Here is a 15,741-nt window from a genome sequence, read left to right on the forward strand (position 1 = left end):
GGAGGTGTGCGCGGATGCTCAGTGAACGCAGGCTCCAGGTGCTGCGCGCCATCGTCCAGGACTACGTCGGCACCGAGGAGCCGGTCGGTTCCAAGGCCCTCACCGAGCGGCACAACCTCGGCGTCTCGCCGGCCACCGTGCGCAATGACATGGCGGCCCTGGAGGACGAGGGGTTCATCGCCCAGCCGCACACCAGCGCCGGGCGCATCCCGACCGACAAGGGCTACCGGCTGTTCGTGGACAAGCTGGCCGGCGTCAAGCCCATGACCGCGCCCGAGCGGCGGGCCATCCAGAACTTCCTGGAGGGCGCCGTCGACCTCGACGACGTGGTGGCCCGCACGGTGCGGCTGCTCGCGCAGCTGACCCGGCAGGTCGCCGTCGTGCAGTACCCCTCGCTGACCCGCTCGACCGTGCGGCACGTGGAGCTGCTGGCCCTCGCGCCCGCGCGCCTGATGCTGGTGCTGATCACGGACACCGGCCGGGTCGAGCAGCGGATGGTCGACTGCCCGGCGCCGTTCGGCGAGGCCTCGCTCGCGGATCTGCGCGCGCGGCTCAACAGCCGGGTCGCGGGCCGTCGTTTCAGCGACGTGCCGGGTCTGGTCGAGGACTTGCCGGATGCCTTCGAGGCCGAGGATCGCGGTACGGTCTCCACCGTGCTCTCCACTCTCCTGGAGACGCTGGTCGAGGAGAACGAGGAGCGGCTGATGATCGGCGGCACCGCCAATCTGACCCGCTTCGGGCACGACTTCCCCCTGGTGATCCGGCCGGTGCTGGAGGCACTGGAGGAGCAGGTCGTGCTCCTCAAGCTGCTCGGCGAGGCCAAGGATCCGGGCGTGACCGTGCGAATCGGTCATGAGAACGCCCATGAGGGACTCAACTCCACGTCCGTCGTGTCGGTGGGCTACGGTTCGGGCGGCGAGGCGGTTGCCAAGCTCGGCGTGGTCGGACCGACCCGCATGGACTACCCGGGAACGATGGGAGCGGTACGCGCAGTGGCACGGTACGTCGGACAGATCCTGGCGGAGTCTTAGGTGGCCACGGACTACTACGCCGTACTCGGCGTGCGCCGCGACGCGTCCCAGGACGAGATCAAGAAGGCGTTCCGGAGGCTCGCCCGCGAGCTGCACCCGGACGTCAACCCCGATCCGAAGACCCAGGAGCGGTTCAAGGAGATCAACGCCGCCTACGAGGTGCTGTCGGACCCGCAGAAGAAGCAGGTCTACGACCTCGGCGGCGACCCGCTCTCGCAGGCCGCCGGCGGCGGCGCGGGCGGCTTCGGCGCGGGTGGCTTCGGGAACTTCTCGGACATCATGGACGCGTTCTTCGGCACGGCGTCGCAGCGCGGGCCGCGCTCGCGCACCCGCCGGGGCCAGGACGCGATGATCCGCATCGAGGTCGAGCTGGACGAGGCGGCCTTCGGTACGACCAAGGACATCCAGGTCGACACGGCCGTCGTCTGCAACACCTGCAACGGCGAGGGCGCGGCGCCCGGCACCGCGGCGCAGACCTGCGACATGTGCCGCGGCCGCGGTGAGGTCTCGCAGGTCACCCGGTCCTTCCTGGGCCAGGTCATGACCTCGCGGCCCTGCCCGCAGTGCCAGGGCTTCGGCACCGTGGTCCCGACCCCGTGCCCCGAGTGCGCGGGCGACGGCCGCATCCGCTCCCGGCGCACCCTCACCGTCAAGATCCCGGCGGGCGTCGACAACGGCACCCGCATCCAGCTCGCGGGCGAGGGCGAGGTCGGCCCGGGCGGCGGCCCGGCCGGCGACCTGTACGTCGAGATCCACGAGCTGCCGCACTCCACCTTCCAGCGCCGCGGCGACGACCTGCACTGCACGGTCACCATCCCGATGACGGCGGCGGCCCTCGGCACCAAGGTGCCGCTGGAGACGCTCGACGGCATGGAGGAGATCGACATCCGCCCGGGCACCCAGTCCGGCCAGTCGGTCCCGCTGCACGGCCGGGGCGTCACCCACCTGCGCGGCGGCGGCCGGGGCGACCTCATCGTCCACGTCGAGGTCACCACCCCGACCAAGCTCGACCCCGAACAGGAACGCGTCCTGCGCGAACTGGCCGCCCTGCGCGGCGAGGAGCGCCCGCAGGGCCAGTTCCAGCCGGGGCAGCAGGGGCTGTTCTCGCGGCTGAAGGACGCGTTCAACGGCCGCTGACCGCGGGCGGCCCGAGGCTGTGCGTCGGTTGGCGCGAGATCCGGGTCGGCGTGGTGCGGATGGCTGCCGGGGGTTCCGGGGGTTGCCCCCGGGCAGACACGGTCAGCCGGGGCAGCAGGGGCTGTTCTCGCGGCTGAAGGACGCGTTCAACGGCCGATGAGACGGGCGTCCGTCGGTGGGCGCGGGATGCGGATGCTCCTGGCGTATGCCGACGGAAGCCCGGATTCGGACTTGTTCGGAGGACGTGACAACATGCGCTCATGTCCTCCGCACTGACCGATCTCTTCCCGTACCCGATCGTGCAGGCGCCGATGGCGGGCGGCGTCTCGGTGCCGCGGCTCGCCGCCGCGGTCTGCGAGGCGGGCGGGCTGGGCTTCCTGGCCGCCGGGTACAAGACCGCGGACGGGATGTACCAGGAGATCAAGGAGCTGCGCGGGCTGACCGCGCGCCCCTTCGGCGTCAACCTCTTCATGCCGCAGCCCGAGACGCCCGACCCGGCGGCCGTCGGCGTGTACGCCCACCAGCTGGCCGGTGAGGCCGCCTGGTACGAGACGGAGCTGGGCGACCCCGACAGCGGCCGGGACGACGGCTACGACACCAAGCTCGCGGTGCTGCTGGACAACCCGGTGCCGGTGGTCTCCTTCCACTTCGGCGTGCCGAGCGCCGAGGTCGTCGACTCCCTCCACCGGGTCGGCACCTTCGCCCTGGTCGCGGCGACCACCGCGGAGGAGGCCCGGGCCGTGGAGCGTTCCGGCGCCGACGCCGTGATCGCCCAGGGCGCCGAGGCCGGCGGCCACCAGGGCACCCACCGGGACAATCCGGAGACCGGCGGTTCGGGGACCGGCCTGCTGTCGCTGGTCGCCCAGGTACGGGAGGCGGTGAGCCTGCCCGTCGTCGCCGCCGGCGGCATCATGCGCGGCGGACAGATCGCGGCGGTCCTCGCGGCCGGCGCGAGCGCGGCCCAGCTGGGCACGGCCTTCCTCGCCACCCCCGAGTCCGGCGCGCACGACCTGCACAAGCAGGCGCTGACCAACCCCCTGTTCGTCCGCACCGAACTGACCCGCGCCTTCTCCGGCCGCCCCGCCCGCGGCCTGGTCAACCGCTTCCTGCGCGAGCACGGCCCCTACGCCCCCGCCGCCTACCCGGACGTGCACCACCTCACCTCGCCCCTGCGCAAGGCCGCGGCGAAGGCCGGCGACGCGCAGGGCATGGCGCTGTGGGCCGGGCAGGGCCACCGCATGGCCCGGGAGCTGCCCGCCGGGCAGCTGGTGGAGGTCCTGGTGGCCGAACTCGCCGCCGCCGGGACAGCGTTGTCGCACTATGCGGCGGGAGGAGCCGGCCGATGACGGCACCGGTGTTCGTGGTCGACTCGCTCGGCCCGGCGGACCTGACGGCGGGGGAGTACGTCCTCGACGGGCCCGAGGGACGGCACGCCGTCTCCGTGAAGCGGCTGCGGGCCGGCGAGGACGTCGTCCTCACCGACGGCCGCGGACACTGGGCCGAGGGCGTGGTGAAGGCCGCCGAGGGCAAGGACCGCCTCGTCGTCATGGACCTGGAGACGGTCCAGGAGGAACCGCCCGAGCAGCCCCGGATCACCGTCGTCCAGGCCCTGCCCAAGGGCGACCGCGGCGAGCTGGCCGTGGAGACGATGACCGAGGTCGGCGTCGACGCGATCGTGCCCTGGGCGGCGTCCCGGTGCATCACGCAGTGGAAGGGCGAGCGCGGCCTGAAGGCGCTCGGCAAGTGGCGGGCGACGGCCCGGGAGGCGGGCAAGCAGTCCCGCCGGGTCCGCTTCCCCGACGTCGCGGACGCGGCGACGAGCAAGCAGGTCGCCGCGCTCGTGGCCGCCGCCGACTTCGCCGCCGTACTCCACGAGAGCGGCGACGAGCCGCTGGCCGCGGCCGAACTCCCCGCCGCCGGCGACATCGTGCTGGTCGTCGGCCCCGAAGGCGGCGTCTCGCCCGAGGAGTTGGCCCTCTTCGCGGAGGCCGGCGCCCGGCCCTACCGCCTGGGGCGCAGCGTCCTGCGCACCTCCACCGCGGGCACCGCCGCGACCGCCGCCCTCCTGACCCGCACCGGCCGCTGGTCCTGACGCGGCGTCCCGGCGGCCCGCCGCCACCGTGGCCGTATGCCCCCTACCGCCCGCCCCGCACCGGTGGGAAGCTGCCCTCCATGGGGGCATTGAGGCGGATTTGGCGTGTGGCTCCGGTGGCCGTCGGCACGGTCGTCGCCGTCGGAGGTGTCGTCGCGTGCGAACCGGGCGGGCTCAGTTCCGCGACCGTCGCGTACACCACCGACCGGACCATGACACGTGAACTGGAGCGGCAGAAGGCCGACGTGCGGTGGCTCACCTGCACCGCGAACACCGAGGGCGACGGCTCCACCGCGTCGCCGAGCGAGGAGACCGTCGCCTCCGTCGACTGCGACGGGGAGACCGACGACGGGAAGAAGATCACCGTCGACGGCAAGGTGACCCGCGTCGTCAACGGCGCCTGTGTGCGCGGCGACCTCAAGACCGAGGTGGACGGCAAGGAGTGGTTCCGGGTCGAGGGGCTGGGCGACTGCGACGCCACCAGCGCCCCCGCGGACCGCCCCTCGCAGCGGCAGCCCGGGCCCACCGTGACCGTGACCCGGACCATCTGGTGCCCGGACGACCCGCACTGCCGTCCGGTGGAGGGCAAATAGCCCGCCGGGCCCGCGACCGGCAAGTGATCCAAACCTCTGTCGGCGGACTGCGCCGCTGCATAGGGTGAGGGGGTGACACAGCCCGCAGCGCCTGCCTACCTCCGCTTTCCGCACCCGCACGGCGAGTTGGTCGCCTTCACCGCCGAGGACGACGTGTGGCTCGCCCCGCTCGACGGCGGCCGGGCCTGGCGGGTCAGCGCCGACAACGTGCCGGTGAACCACCCGCGCATCTCGCCCGACGGCACCACCGTCGCCTGGACCTCCACCCGGGACGGCGCACCCGAGGTGCACGTCGCGCCCGTCGACGGCGGCCCCGCCCGGCGCCTCACCCACTGGGGCAGCGTCCGGACCCAGGTGCGCGGCTGGACCCAGGACGGCGACGTCCTCGCCCTCAGCACCTACGGACAGGCCAGCCTGCGCCGCAGCTGGGCGCGCGCCGTCCCGCTCGACGGCGGACCCGCCGCCACCCTGCCGTACGGTCCGGTCGGCGACGTCGCCGACGGACCCCACACCGTGCTGCTGTCCGCGCCGATGGGCCGCGAGGCCGCCTGGTGGAAGCGCTACCGCGGCGGCACCGCGGGCAAGCTGTGGATCGACCGCGAGGGCGACGGCGAGTTCGTCCGCCTGCACGACGGCCTCGACGGCAACATCGAGTACCCGTTGTGGGTCGGCGACCGGATCGCCTTCCTCTCCGACCACGAGGGCACCGGCGCCCTCTACTCCTCCCTCGCCGACGGCTCCGACCTGCGCCGCCACACACCGCTCGACGGCTTCTACGCCCGGCACGCGGCCACCGACGGCACCCGCGTCGTCTACTCCAGCGCCGGCGAGCTGTGGACGCTGGACGATCTCGACGGCGCCGAGCCGCGCCTGCTCGACGTCCGGCTCGGCGGCGCCCGCGTCGACCTCCAGCCGTATCCGCTCAACGCCGCCCGCTGGTTCGGCGCGGCCTCCCCCGACCACACGGCACGCGGCAGCGCCGTCGCCGTACGCGGCGGCGTCCACTGGGTCACCCACCGCGCCGGACCCGCCCGCGCGCTCGCGGCCACGCCCGGGGTCCGCACCCGGCTGCCCCGCACCTTCCGCGCCGACGGCGAGGAGTGGGTGGTGTGGGTGACGGACGCCGAGGGCGACGACGCCCTGGAGTTCGCGCCCGCCACCGGACTCGCGCCCGGCGCCACCGCCCGGCGCCTGGCCGCCGGTCAGCTCGGCCGGGTGCTGCACCTGGCCATGGCCCCCGACGGCAGCCGGGCCGCCGTCGGCTCGCACGACGGGCGGATCCTGCTGGTCGAGCGGGAGAGCGGCGAGGTCCGCGAGGTCGACCGCAGCGAGGACGGCGACGCGTCCGGGCTGGTCTTCTCGCCCGACTCCGCCTGGCTCGCCTGGTCCCACCCCGGCCCCGACCCGCTGCGCCAGCTCAAGCTCGCCAACACCACCGACCTGTCGGTGAGCGAGGCGACGCCCTTGCGCTTCAAGGACTACGCGCCCGCCTTCACCCTGGACGGCAAGCACCTCGCCTTCCTCTCCACCCGCTCCTTCGACCCCGTCTACGACGAGCACGTCTTCGACCTCGCCTTCATCGAGGGCGCCCGGCCGTACCTGATCACGCTCGCCGCGACCACCCCCTCGCCCTTCGGCCCTCAGCGCCACGGCCGGCCCTTCGAGACCCCGGACCGGGAGGAGACCCCCGACAGCGAGGGCACCCCGACCACCCGGATCGACATCGAGGGCCTCGCCGACCGCATCGTGCCCTTCCCGGTCGAGGCGGCCCGCTACTCCGGGCTGCGCGCCGCCAAGGACGGCGTCCTGTGGCTGCGCCACCCGCTCACCGGCGTCCTCGGCGCCTCCCGGGCCACCCCGGACGCCGCCGACCCGAACACCGAGCTGGAGCGGTACGACCTCGCGCAGCAGCGCGTCGAGCATCTCGCGGGCGACGCCGACCACTTCGAGGTCAGCGGCGACGGCAAGCGGGTGCTGCTGTGGACCGACGGGCGGCTCAAGGTCGTCCCCAGCGACCGGCGGGCCTCCGGCGACGAGGACAGCGACACCAACATCGCCGTCGACCTGGGCCGGGTGCGGCAGACCGTCGAACCGGCCGCCGAGTGGCGGCAGATGTTCGACGAGACCGGCCGCATCATGCGCGACCACTTCTGGCGGGCCGACATGAACGGCGTCGACTGGGACGGCGTACTCGACCGCTACCGCCCCGTCCTCGACCGCCTCGCCACCCACGACGACCTGGTCGACCTCCTCTGGGAGGTGCAGGGCGAACTGGGCACCTCGCACGCCTACGTCACCCCGCGCGGCGGCCACGGCTCCGGCGCCCGGCAGGGCCTGCTCGGCGCCGACCTGTCCCGGCACGAGGACGGCACCTGGCGCGTCGACCGCGTCCTGCCCTCGGAGACCTCCGACCCCGACGCCCGCTCCCCGCTCGCCGCGCCCGGCGTCGCGGTGCGCGCGGGGGACGCGATCGTCGCGGTCGCCGGACGGCCCGTTGACCCGGTCACCGGCCCCGGCCCGCTGCTCGTGGGCACCGCCGGCAAGCCCGTCGAGCTGACCGTCTCACCGGCCGGCGGCGGGGAGTTGCGGTACGCCGTCGTCGTCCCCCTCGCCGACGAGGAGCCGCTGCGCTACCACGCCTGGGTCGCCGACCGCCGCGCCTACGTCCACGAGCGGACCGGCGGCCGGCTCGGCTACCTGCACGTCCCCGACATGCAGGCCCCCGGCTGGGCGCAGATCCACCGCGACCTGCGGATGGAGGTGGCCCGCGAGGGACTGGTCGTCGACGTCCGCGAGAACCGCGGCGGGCACACCTCCCAGCTCGTCGTGGAGAAGCTGGCCCGGCGCATCGTCGGCTGGGACCTGCCGCGCGGGATGCGCCCCTCCAGCTACCCGCTGGACGCCCCCCGCGGCCCCGTCGTCGCCGTCGCCAACGAGTTCTCCGGCTCCGACGGCGACATCGTCAACGCCGCGATCAAGGCGCTCGGCATCGGCCCGGTCGTCGGCACCCGTACCTGGGGCGGCGTCATCGGCATCGACAGCCGCTACCGCCTTGTCGACGGCACCCTGATCACCCAGCCGAAGTACGCGTTCTGGCTGGAGGGCTACGGCTGGGGCGTGGAGAACCACGGCGTCGACCCGGACGTCGAGGTCTGGCAGCGCCCCCAGGACCACGCGGCGGGCCGCGACCCGCAGCTGGACGAGGCGATCGGGCTGGCGCTCGCCGCCCTGGAGGAGACCCCGGCGAAGACCCCGCCCGTGCTGCCCGAGCCACCGGTGACCGACTGACCCACCCGGTCGATACGATGCCCGCAGAAGATCACCGGTGACCCGGTGCTCCCTTTCCGGCGTGAGGAGGCCCCATGGCGGGCGAGCCCCAGGACGACTGCCTGTTCTGCAAGATCGTCGCAGGCCAGATCCCCGCGACGATCGTCCGGGAGACGGACACCACCGTCGCCTTCCGCGACATAAACCCCCAGGCCCCCACGCACGTCCTGGTGATCCCCAAGGCGCACTACCGGGACGCCGCCGCGCTCGCCGCCGGTGCCCCGGAACTCGCCGCGGACGTGCTGCGCGAGACGCAGGAGGTCGCCGGCCAGGAGAAGCTGGACAGCTACCGCACCGTCTTCAACACCGGCGCCGGGGCCGGCCAGACCGTGTGGCACGCGCACGCCCACGTCCTCGGCGGCCGCGGCCTCGAATGGCCCCCCGGATAGGCACGATGTCCGCACGCGAACTGGTCGTCCTCGGCACCGCCAGCCAGGTCCCCACCCGGCACCGCAACCACAACGGGTACCTGCTGCGCTGGGACGGCGAGGGCATCCTGTTCGACCCCGGCGAGGGCACGCAGCGCCAGATGCTCCGCGCCGGGGTCGCCGCACACGACCTGAACCGGATCTGCGTCACCCACTTCCACGGCGACCACAGCCTGGGCCTGGCCGGCGTCATCCAGCGCATCAACCTCGACCGGGTCCCGCACGAGATCACCGCCCACTACCCGCGCTCCGGCCGCCGCTTCTTCGAGCGACTGCGGTACGCCACCGCCTACCGCGAGACGGTCGCCCTCACCGAGGCGCCGGTGGACGCGGACGGGCCGCTGGCGACCACCCCCGCCTACACCCTGGACGCCCACAAGCTGTCCCACCCCGTCGAGTCCTACGGCTACCGCCTCACCGAGCCCGACGGCCGCCGCATGCTCCCCGGCCGCCTGGCCGCGCACGGCATCGCCGGCCCGGACGTCGGCCGCCTCCAGCGGGAGGGCTCGCTGAACGGCGTCCGGCTCGACGAGGTCAGCGAGGTCCGCCGCGGCCAGCGGTTCGCGTTCGTCATGGACACCCGGCTCTGCGCGGGCGTGCACGCGCTCGCCGAGGGCTGCGACCTGCTGGTCATCGAGTCCACCTTCCTCGACGAGGACGAGGGGCTCGCCACCGACCACGGCCACCTCACCGCAGGACAGGCCGCGCGGGTCGCCCGGGACGCGGGCGTACGGCACCTGGTCCTCACCCACTTCAGCCAGCGCTACTCAGACCCGGAGGAGTTCGAACGGCAGGCGCGGGCCGCCGGGTTCGACGGCGAGCTGACCGTGGCCCGCGACCTCACCCGGATCCCGGTTCCGAAACGTCGGTGAAACCGCCGTACGATGCTCTGATGCCCCTGCCCAAAGCTGAACTGCACCTCCACATCGAAGGCACCCTGGAGCCGGAGCTGGCCTTCGAGCTGGCCGCCCGCAACAGCGTGCCCCTGCCGTACGCCGACGAGGACGCGCTGCGCGAGGCGTACCGGTTCGCGGACCTCCAGTCCTTCCTGAACCTGTACTACGAACTGATGGCCGTGCTGCGCACCGAGCGGGACTTCGAGGACCTGGCCGAGGCCTACCTCGCCCGCGCCGCCGCGCAGGGCGTCCGGCACGCGGAGATCTTCTTCGACCCGCAGGCCCACCTCGCGCGGGGCGTGGAGATGGGCACGGTCGTGGAGGGGCTGTGGCGGGCGCTGGGCCGGAGCCGGGAGCGGCACGGGGTCTCCACCCGGCTGATCATGTGCTTCCTGCGGGACGAGTCCGCCGAGTCGGCCCTCGCGACGCTGGACGCCGCGAAGCCCTACCTGGACCGCATCACCGGCGTCGGACTGGACTCCGCCGAGGTCGGCCACCCGCCCGCCAAGTTCCGCGAGGTGTACGAGGCGGCCGCGGCGCTCGGCCTGCGCCGGGTCGCGCACGCGGGGGAGGAGGGGCCGCCGGAGTACGTCACCGAGGCCCTGGACGTCCTGGGCGTCGAGCGCGTCGACCACGGACTGCGCTCGGTGGAGGACCCGGCGCTGGTCGAGCGGCTGGTGCGCGACCGCGTCCCGCTCACCCTGTGCCCCCTGTCCAACGTCCGGCTGCGCACGGTCGACACGCTGGCCGACCACCCGCTGCCGGCGATGCTCGACGCGGGCCTCATGTGCACCGTCAACTCCGACGACCCGGCCTACTTCGGCGGCTACGCGGGCGACAACTTCGACGCCGTGCGCCGGGACCTCGGCCTCACCGAGGAGCGGCTGCGGGAGCTGGCCCGCAACTCCTTCCTCGCCTCCTTCCTGGAGGACGACGAGGAGCTGCGGGCGCGCTACCTGGCCGAGGTGGCGGCGTACACCTTCCCGGCCGCCTGACTCAGCCCGGCCCGGGGCCCGGTGCGGCCGCGGCCTGCCGGGGCCCGGCCGTGTCGTAGGCGCCGCGGACGGCCAGGGCCGGCGCGTCCACGTCGATCTCCACGACCGGCTGCTCCGCGGCGCCGACCTCGGGCACCGCACCGCTCGGCGTGCCGGTGGCGGCGGCGACCAGCGCGGCCGGGGTGCCGCCGCGGCGGCGGATCGTGCCGGGCAGCAGCGGACGCCCGCCGGTGTGCAGGGCGACGGCCGTCATCGGCACCGCGACCAGCAGCAGACCGCCGGCCAGGACGAGGCCCATGCCCGCGTAGCCGGCCTGCGCCGACAGCACACTGCCCGCCAGCGGCCCGGCCGCCGTGCCCAGCGACGAGGCCGAGCCGACGAGCACCGCCCAGCGGCCGCGCGCGTCGAGCGAGGCGGCGAGACCGATCAGGTACGACAGCACCACCGGGTACAGCGTGTTCCAGGCGATCTCCCCGGTCGCGAACGCCGTGGGCGTGGTCGCGGACGCGCTCACCACGATGCAGCCGGCGATGAGCGCGGTGCCCGCCCCGACCGGCATGGCCCGGCCGAGCCGCGGCCCGAGCGCGCCGGCCGCCAGCACGCCCATCAGTCCCGCGCCCAGCGCGACGGCGAAGACCAGCCCGAGGGCGGCGTCCCCGAGGCCCGCCTGGGTCAGCCCGATCCTGCCGCTGACGCCCCACAGGGAGTTCTGGGCGAGGGACCAGCACAGCACGGTGACGGCCAGGACGAGACCCGAACGGCGGTGGGGGAGCGGTCCCGAGGCGGTCCGCGCGGCCGGCGAGGTACCACCGGTCCCGGCCGGGAGGCGGCCGGTCAGCGGCCACACCGCGAGGGCGGTCAGCGCTATGGCGGCCAGCGGCAGACCGTGCGACCGGCCGAGGTGGGGCACCGTCAGATACACGGCACCGGCCAGCGCGGACACGCTCAGCAGGCCCGCCGTGGAGGCGCGGTGAGGGTCCCGTTCGGCGGCGATCCGGGTGGCGGCGACCGTGGTGGCCGTACCGGATCCGAACCCGCCGAGGACCGCGCCGGCGACGACGGCGGGGACGGCGGTGGTGAGCGAGGCGGCGCCGTAGCCCAGGAAGGCCAGGGCCAGTCCGAACCGGGCCAGGGTGCGGGCACCGGCCCGCTCCACGCGGGAGGCGAGCAGGAAGCCCGCGCCCGCCGAACTCAGCAGCAGCGCACTGCCGACGGCGCCCGCCTGCGTGGCGCTCAGCGGAAGACCGGTGTCGAGTCTGCCGACGGTGGTGGGGAGCAGATACGGAGGAAGGTACCCGGCCGTGAAAACGGCGACGAGGGGCCAGGGGGTGGTGCGGAGGGCGAGCACGGGCGTTCCCAGGGCATGCGAAAGGGACTCGGGAAGAGGAGGGGGGCGACGGCCGTCGATCGACGGGAGCGCGCGGGCAATTTGTATCAAGAGCGGGAACGCCGCAAACACCCGAGGGGGTGTGATCTGGGTCACACTAAAGTTTGGGGGTTTCGTGGCTGGGTAGCAGCGGTCGCCACCCCGGCTGACCAGGCGTCAGACCGGTATCGTCCGGCGTCCTCCGGTCCGGTCGCGCCATTGACGCCCCGGGGGCGCGCTCCCTAGTCTCGATCTCCATACGTGGATGCCGTTTACATACGCAGACGAGGAGTCGCCCCGTGACCGCCGACCTCACCATCACGGCCGTCCACCTCACGCCGATCCTCGTGGCGGACCCGCCGCTGCTCAACACGCAGGGCGTGCACCAGCCGTACACCCCGCGCCTGATCATCGAGGTCGAGACCGCCGACGGGGTCACCGGCGTCGGCGAGACCTACGGCGACGCCAAGTACCTGGAACTGGCCCAGCCCTTCGCCAAAAAGCTGATGGGCCGTCAGGTCAGCGATCTGAACGGCCTGTTCACCGTCGCCGACGAGGTCGCCGTCGACGACTCCCGGGTCTCCGGCCGCGTCGACGTCGGCGGGCTGCGCGGCGTCCAGACCGCCGACAAGCTGCGCCTGTCCGTCGTCTCCGGCTTCGAGGTCGCCTGCCTCGACGCCCTCGGCAAGGCGCTCGGCCTGCCCGTGCACGCGCTGCTGGGCGGCAAGGTCCGCGACTCCGTCGAGTACAGCGCCTACCTCTTCTACAAGTGGGCCGCCCACCCCGAGGGCGTCCCCGCAGAGCCGGACGACTGGGGCGCCGCGGTCGACCCGGCCGGTGTCGTCGCCCAGGCCCGCGCCTTCACCGAGCGGTACGGCTTCACCTCCTTCAAGCTCAAGGGCGGCGTCTTCCCGCCCGACGAGGAGATCGCCGCGATCAGGGCGCTCGCCGAGGCCTTCCCCGGACACCCGCTGCGCCTGGACCCCAACGGCGCCTGGTCCGTGGAGACCTCGCTGCGGGTCGCCGCGGAACTCGGGGACGTGCTGGAGTACCTGGAGGACCCCGCGCTCGGCACCCCGGCCATGGCCGAGGTCGCCGCGAAGGCCGGGGTGCCGCTCGCGACCAACATGTGCGTGACGACGTTCGGCGAGATCCCGGAGGCGTTCGCCAAGGGCGCCGTCCAGGTCGTCCTCTCCGACCACCACTACTGGGGCGGGCTGCGCGCCACCCAGCAGCTCGCCGCCGTCTCCCGCACCTTCGGCGTCGGCGTCTCCATGCACTCCAACACCCACCTCGGGATCAGCCTGGCCGCCATGACGCACGTCGCGGCCACCGTCCCGGACCTCCACCACGCCTGCGACTCCCACTACCCCTGGCAGTCCGAGGACGTGCTCACCGAACGGATCGCCTTCGAAGGCGGCCGGGTCACCGTCTCCGACGCCCCCGGCCTCGGTGTCGAACTCGACCGCGACCGCCTCGCGTTCCTGCACCGGCGCTGGCTCGACGACGACGGCGCCCTGCGCGACCGCGACGACGCCGCCGCGATGCGGGTGGCCCACCCGGACTGGGTCACGCCCTCCGTACCGCGCTGGTAGCGGCGCCGTCCGACGCCACCGGCGGTCGGGCACGGGGGGAATGTCGGTGCCGTGGTGCACACTGGCCAGATCCACACCATGCCAGGGAGCGCACCGTGACAGCGTCCACCGTGTCCACCGCGTCCGACGTGCCCGCCATGCCCGCCATGCCGGCCGACGCGAGAACCCATCGCCACGCCCAGGACGAGGAATCGCACCGCCGGTCCAGGGTCGACCCGCTCGCCGCGCTGCGTGGCCCGCAGGACCCGCCCTGGGACGTCTACCTGACCGGCACCGTCTTCCTCGACGTCGTCTTCACCGGCCTCGACTCCGCCCCGGTGCGCGGCACCGAGTCCTGGGCGCGCGGCATGGGGTCGAGCCCGGGCGGCATCGCCAACATGGCGACCGCGCTGGCCCGCCTCGGCCTGCGCACCTCGCTCGCCGCCGCGTTCGGCGACGACCACTACGGCGACTACTGCTGGGACGCGCTCGCCCAGGGCGAGGGCATCGACCTCGGCTCCTCGCGCACCGTCGCGGGCTGGCACTCGCCGGTGACGGTCTCGATGGCGTACGAGGGGGAGCGCACGATGGTCTCCCACGGCCATGAGCCGCCGCCCGAGGAGCCCTCGCCCGACTGCCCGCCGCGCGCCCGCGCCGCCGTCGCCTCCCTCACCCCCGGGGTGAGCGCCCCCTGGATCGCCCAGGCCGCCGGCCGCGGCACCCGCGTCTTCGCCGACGTCGGCTGGGACGACACCGGCGCGTGGGACCTGGCCGGGCTGCCCGACCTCGCGCACTGCGAGGCCTTCCTGCCGAACGCGGAGGAGGCCATGCGCTACACCGGCGCCACCTGCCCGCGCGCCGCGGCGCACGCCCTGACCGAGCACGTGCCGCTCGCCGTGGTCACCCTCGGCGCGGAGGGCGCGTACGCGGTGGACCGGCGGACCGGTGAGAGCGCGGAGGTCCCGGCCATCGAGGTGGAGGCCCTGGACCCGACCGGCGCCGGGGACGTCTTCGTGGCCGGCTTCGTGACCGGCACCCTGGCCGGCTGGCCGCTGGCCGACCGGCTCGCCTTCGCCGGCCTGACCGCCGCGCTCTCCGTCCAGGAGTTCGGCGGCTCCCTGTCGGCGCCCGGCTGGGGCGAGATCGCCACCTGGTGGCGCAAGGTCCAGTCCGTCGAGGGCCAGGACCCCGCGGCCCTGCGCCGCTACGCGTTCCTCGCGGACCTGGTCCCCGACGGCCCGCCCGCCGCCTGGCCGCTGCGCCGGGCCGTCCCGACGATCGGCTTCCGCCCACCGTCCTGACCGCCCGGCGACCGGCTCAGAAGCCGAGCCGCCGCAGCTGCTTGGGGTCGCGCTGCCAGTCCTTGGCGACCTTCACGTGCAGGTCCAGGAAGACCGGGGTGCCGAGAAGGGCCTCGATCTGCTTGCGGGACTTGATGCCGACGTCCTTGAGGCGCTTGCCCTTGGGGCCGATGATGATGCCCTTCTGGCTGGGGCGCTCGATGAAGACGTTGGCGTGGATGTCCAGCAGCGGCTTGTCCGCCGGGCGGTCCTCGCGCGGGAGCATCTCCTCCACGACCACCGCGATGGAGTGCGGCAGCTCGTCCCGTACGCCCTCCAGCGCGGCCTCCCGGATCAGCTCGGCGACCATGACCTGCTCGGGCTCGTCGGTCAGGTCACCCTCGGGATACAGCGCGGGGCCCTCGGGCAGCAGCGGCGTCAGCAGGTCCGCGAGCAGGTCCACCTGCTTGTTCCCGGTGGCCGACACCGGGACGATCTCCGCCCAGGTGATGCCCAGTTCCTCGCCGAGCCGGTCGATCGCGATCAGCTGCTCGGCCAGGGTCTTGCCGTCCACCAGGTCGGTCTTCGTGACGATGGCGACCTTCGGCGTCTTGCGGATCCCCGCCAGCTCCTTGGCGATGAAGCGGTCACCGGGGCCCAGCTTCTCGTTGGCGGGCAGGCAGAAACCGATGACGTCCACCTCGGCCCACGTCGTGCGCACCACGTCGTTCAGCCGCTCGCCCAGCAGCGTGCGCGGCTTGTGCAGGCCGGGGGTGTCGACCAGGATCAGCTGGGCGTCCTCGCGGTGCACGATGCCCCGCACGGTGTGCCGGGTGGTCTGCGGGCGGTTGGAGGTGATCGCCACCTTCTGCCCGACCAGAGCGTTCGTGAGAGTGGACTTGCCCGCGTTGGGGCGGCCCACGAAGCAGGCGAAGCCGGCCCGGTGGACAGTCTCGGCCGGTTCTTCGGATGACTGGGTACGAACGCTCATGGCGCCCATTGTCCCTGATCCCCGGAGCCCC

13 protein-coding genes are annotated in these 15,741 nt (G+C 73.9%); 11 read left to right on the forward strand and 2 right to left on the reverse strand.

Features of this window, described 5'->3' with window-relative positions; all coding sequences use genetic code 11:
• The first annotated feature begins 14 nt into the window (after window positions 1-14).
• The 9 genes from hrcA (at window position 15) to IE108_RS12450 (ending at window position 10,499) form a co-directional block, all read left to right on the forward strand.
• The gene (hrcA, locus tag IE108_RS12410; RefSeq protein WP_064727825.1) at window positions 15-1,031 is read left to right on the forward strand and encodes a heat-inducible transcriptional repressor HrcA; all 1,017 of its coding nucleotides are present in this window, start codon (window positions 15-17) and stop codon (window positions 1,029-1,031) included.
• Window positions 1,032-2,168 carry a molecular chaperone DnaJ gene (gene dnaJ / locus IE108_RS12415; protein WP_064727824.1) on the forward strand — a complete coding sequence of 379 codons (1,137 nt, stop codon included), beginning with the start codon at window positions 1,032-1,034 and terminating at the stop codon, window positions 2,166-2,168.
• A gap of 260 nt (window positions 2,169-2,428) precedes the next feature.
• Complete coding sequence (locus IE108_RS12420) at window positions 2,429-3,514, forward strand: nitronate monooxygenase (protein ID WP_064727823.1); 1,086 nt, start codon at window positions 2,429-2,431, stop codon at window positions 3,512-3,514.
• The gene (locus IE108_RS12425; RefSeq protein ID WP_064727822.1) at window positions 3,511-4,260 is read left to right on the forward strand and encodes a 16S rRNA (uracil(1498)-N(3))-methyltransferase; all 750 of its coding nucleotides are present in this window, start codon (window positions 3,511-3,513) and stop codon (window positions 4,258-4,260) included. Before IE108_RS12420 ends, IE108_RS12425 begins: the two co-directional genes overlap by 4 nt.
• Before the next feature lie 80 nt (window positions 4,261-4,340).
• Window positions 4,341-4,853, forward strand: a complete 513-nt coding sequence (locus tag IE108_RS12430) for a hypothetical protein (protein ID WP_107420142.1) — start codon at window positions 4,341-4,343, stop codon at window positions 4,851-4,853.
• A 72-nt stretch (window positions 4,854-4,925) separates the two neighbouring features.
• The gene (locus tag IE108_RS12435) at window positions 4,926-8,141 is read left to right on the forward strand and encodes a S41 family peptidase (protein ID WP_064727820.1); all 3,216 of its coding nucleotides are present in this window, start codon (window positions 4,926-4,928) and stop codon (window positions 8,139-8,141) included.
• A 74-nt stretch (window positions 8,142-8,215) separates the two neighbouring features.
• Window positions 8,216-8,569, forward strand: a complete 354-nt coding sequence (locus tag IE108_RS12440) for a histidine triad nucleotide-binding protein (protein WP_064727819.1) — start codon at window positions 8,216-8,218, stop codon at window positions 8,567-8,569.
• A 5-nt stretch (window positions 8,570-8,574) separates the two neighbouring features.
• Window positions 8,575-9,480, forward strand: coding sequence for a ribonuclease Z (locus tag IE108_RS12445; protein WP_064727818.1), 906 nt, complete (start codon window positions 8,575-8,577; stop codon window positions 9,478-9,480).
• A gap of 20 nt (window positions 9,481-9,500) precedes the next feature.
• Entirely contained in the window at window positions 9,501-10,499 is a 999-nt protein-coding gene (locus IE108_RS12450) for an adenosine deaminase (RefSeq protein WP_064727817.1), read from the forward strand.
• 1 nt (window position 10,500) lies between these two features.
• On the opposite strand, the gene IE108_RS12455 is transcribed toward IE108_RS12450, so the two are convergent.
• Window positions 10,501-11,847: an MFS transporter gene (locus IE108_RS12455; protein ID WP_064727816.1), complete on the reverse strand. Its 1,347-nt coding sequence runs from the start codon at window positions 11,845-11,847 to the stop codon at window positions 10,501-10,503.
• 317 nt (window positions 11,848-12,164) lie between these two features.
• Here IE108_RS12455 and IE108_RS12460 point away from each other — a divergent pair, with 317 nt between their 5' ends.
• Entirely contained in the window at window positions 12,165-13,460 is a 1,296-nt protein-coding gene (locus IE108_RS12460) for a glucarate dehydratase family protein (RefSeq protein WP_189397645.1), read from the forward strand.
• Window positions 13,461-13,606: 146 nt separating this feature from the next.
• Window positions 13,607-14,740: a carbohydrate kinase family protein gene (locus IE108_RS12465; RefSeq protein WP_064731744.1), complete on the forward strand. Its 1,134-nt coding sequence runs from the start codon at window positions 13,607-13,609 to the stop codon at window positions 14,738-14,740.
• Window positions 14,741-14,756: 16 nt separating this feature from the next.
• Here IE108_RS12465 and era read toward each other — a convergent pair whose 3' ends face one another.
• Complete coding sequence (gene era, locus IE108_RS12470) at window positions 14,757-15,710, reverse strand: GTPase Era (RefSeq protein WP_064727814.1); 954 nt, start codon at window positions 15,708-15,710, stop codon at window positions 14,757-14,759.
• Window positions 15,711-15,741: the final 31 nt, after the last annotated feature.

The sequence above is a fragment of the Streptomyces parvulus genome (assembly GCF_014648855.1).
Lineage (GTDB): Bacteria > Actinomycetota > Actinomycetes > Streptomycetales > Streptomycetaceae > Streptomyces > Streptomyces parvulus.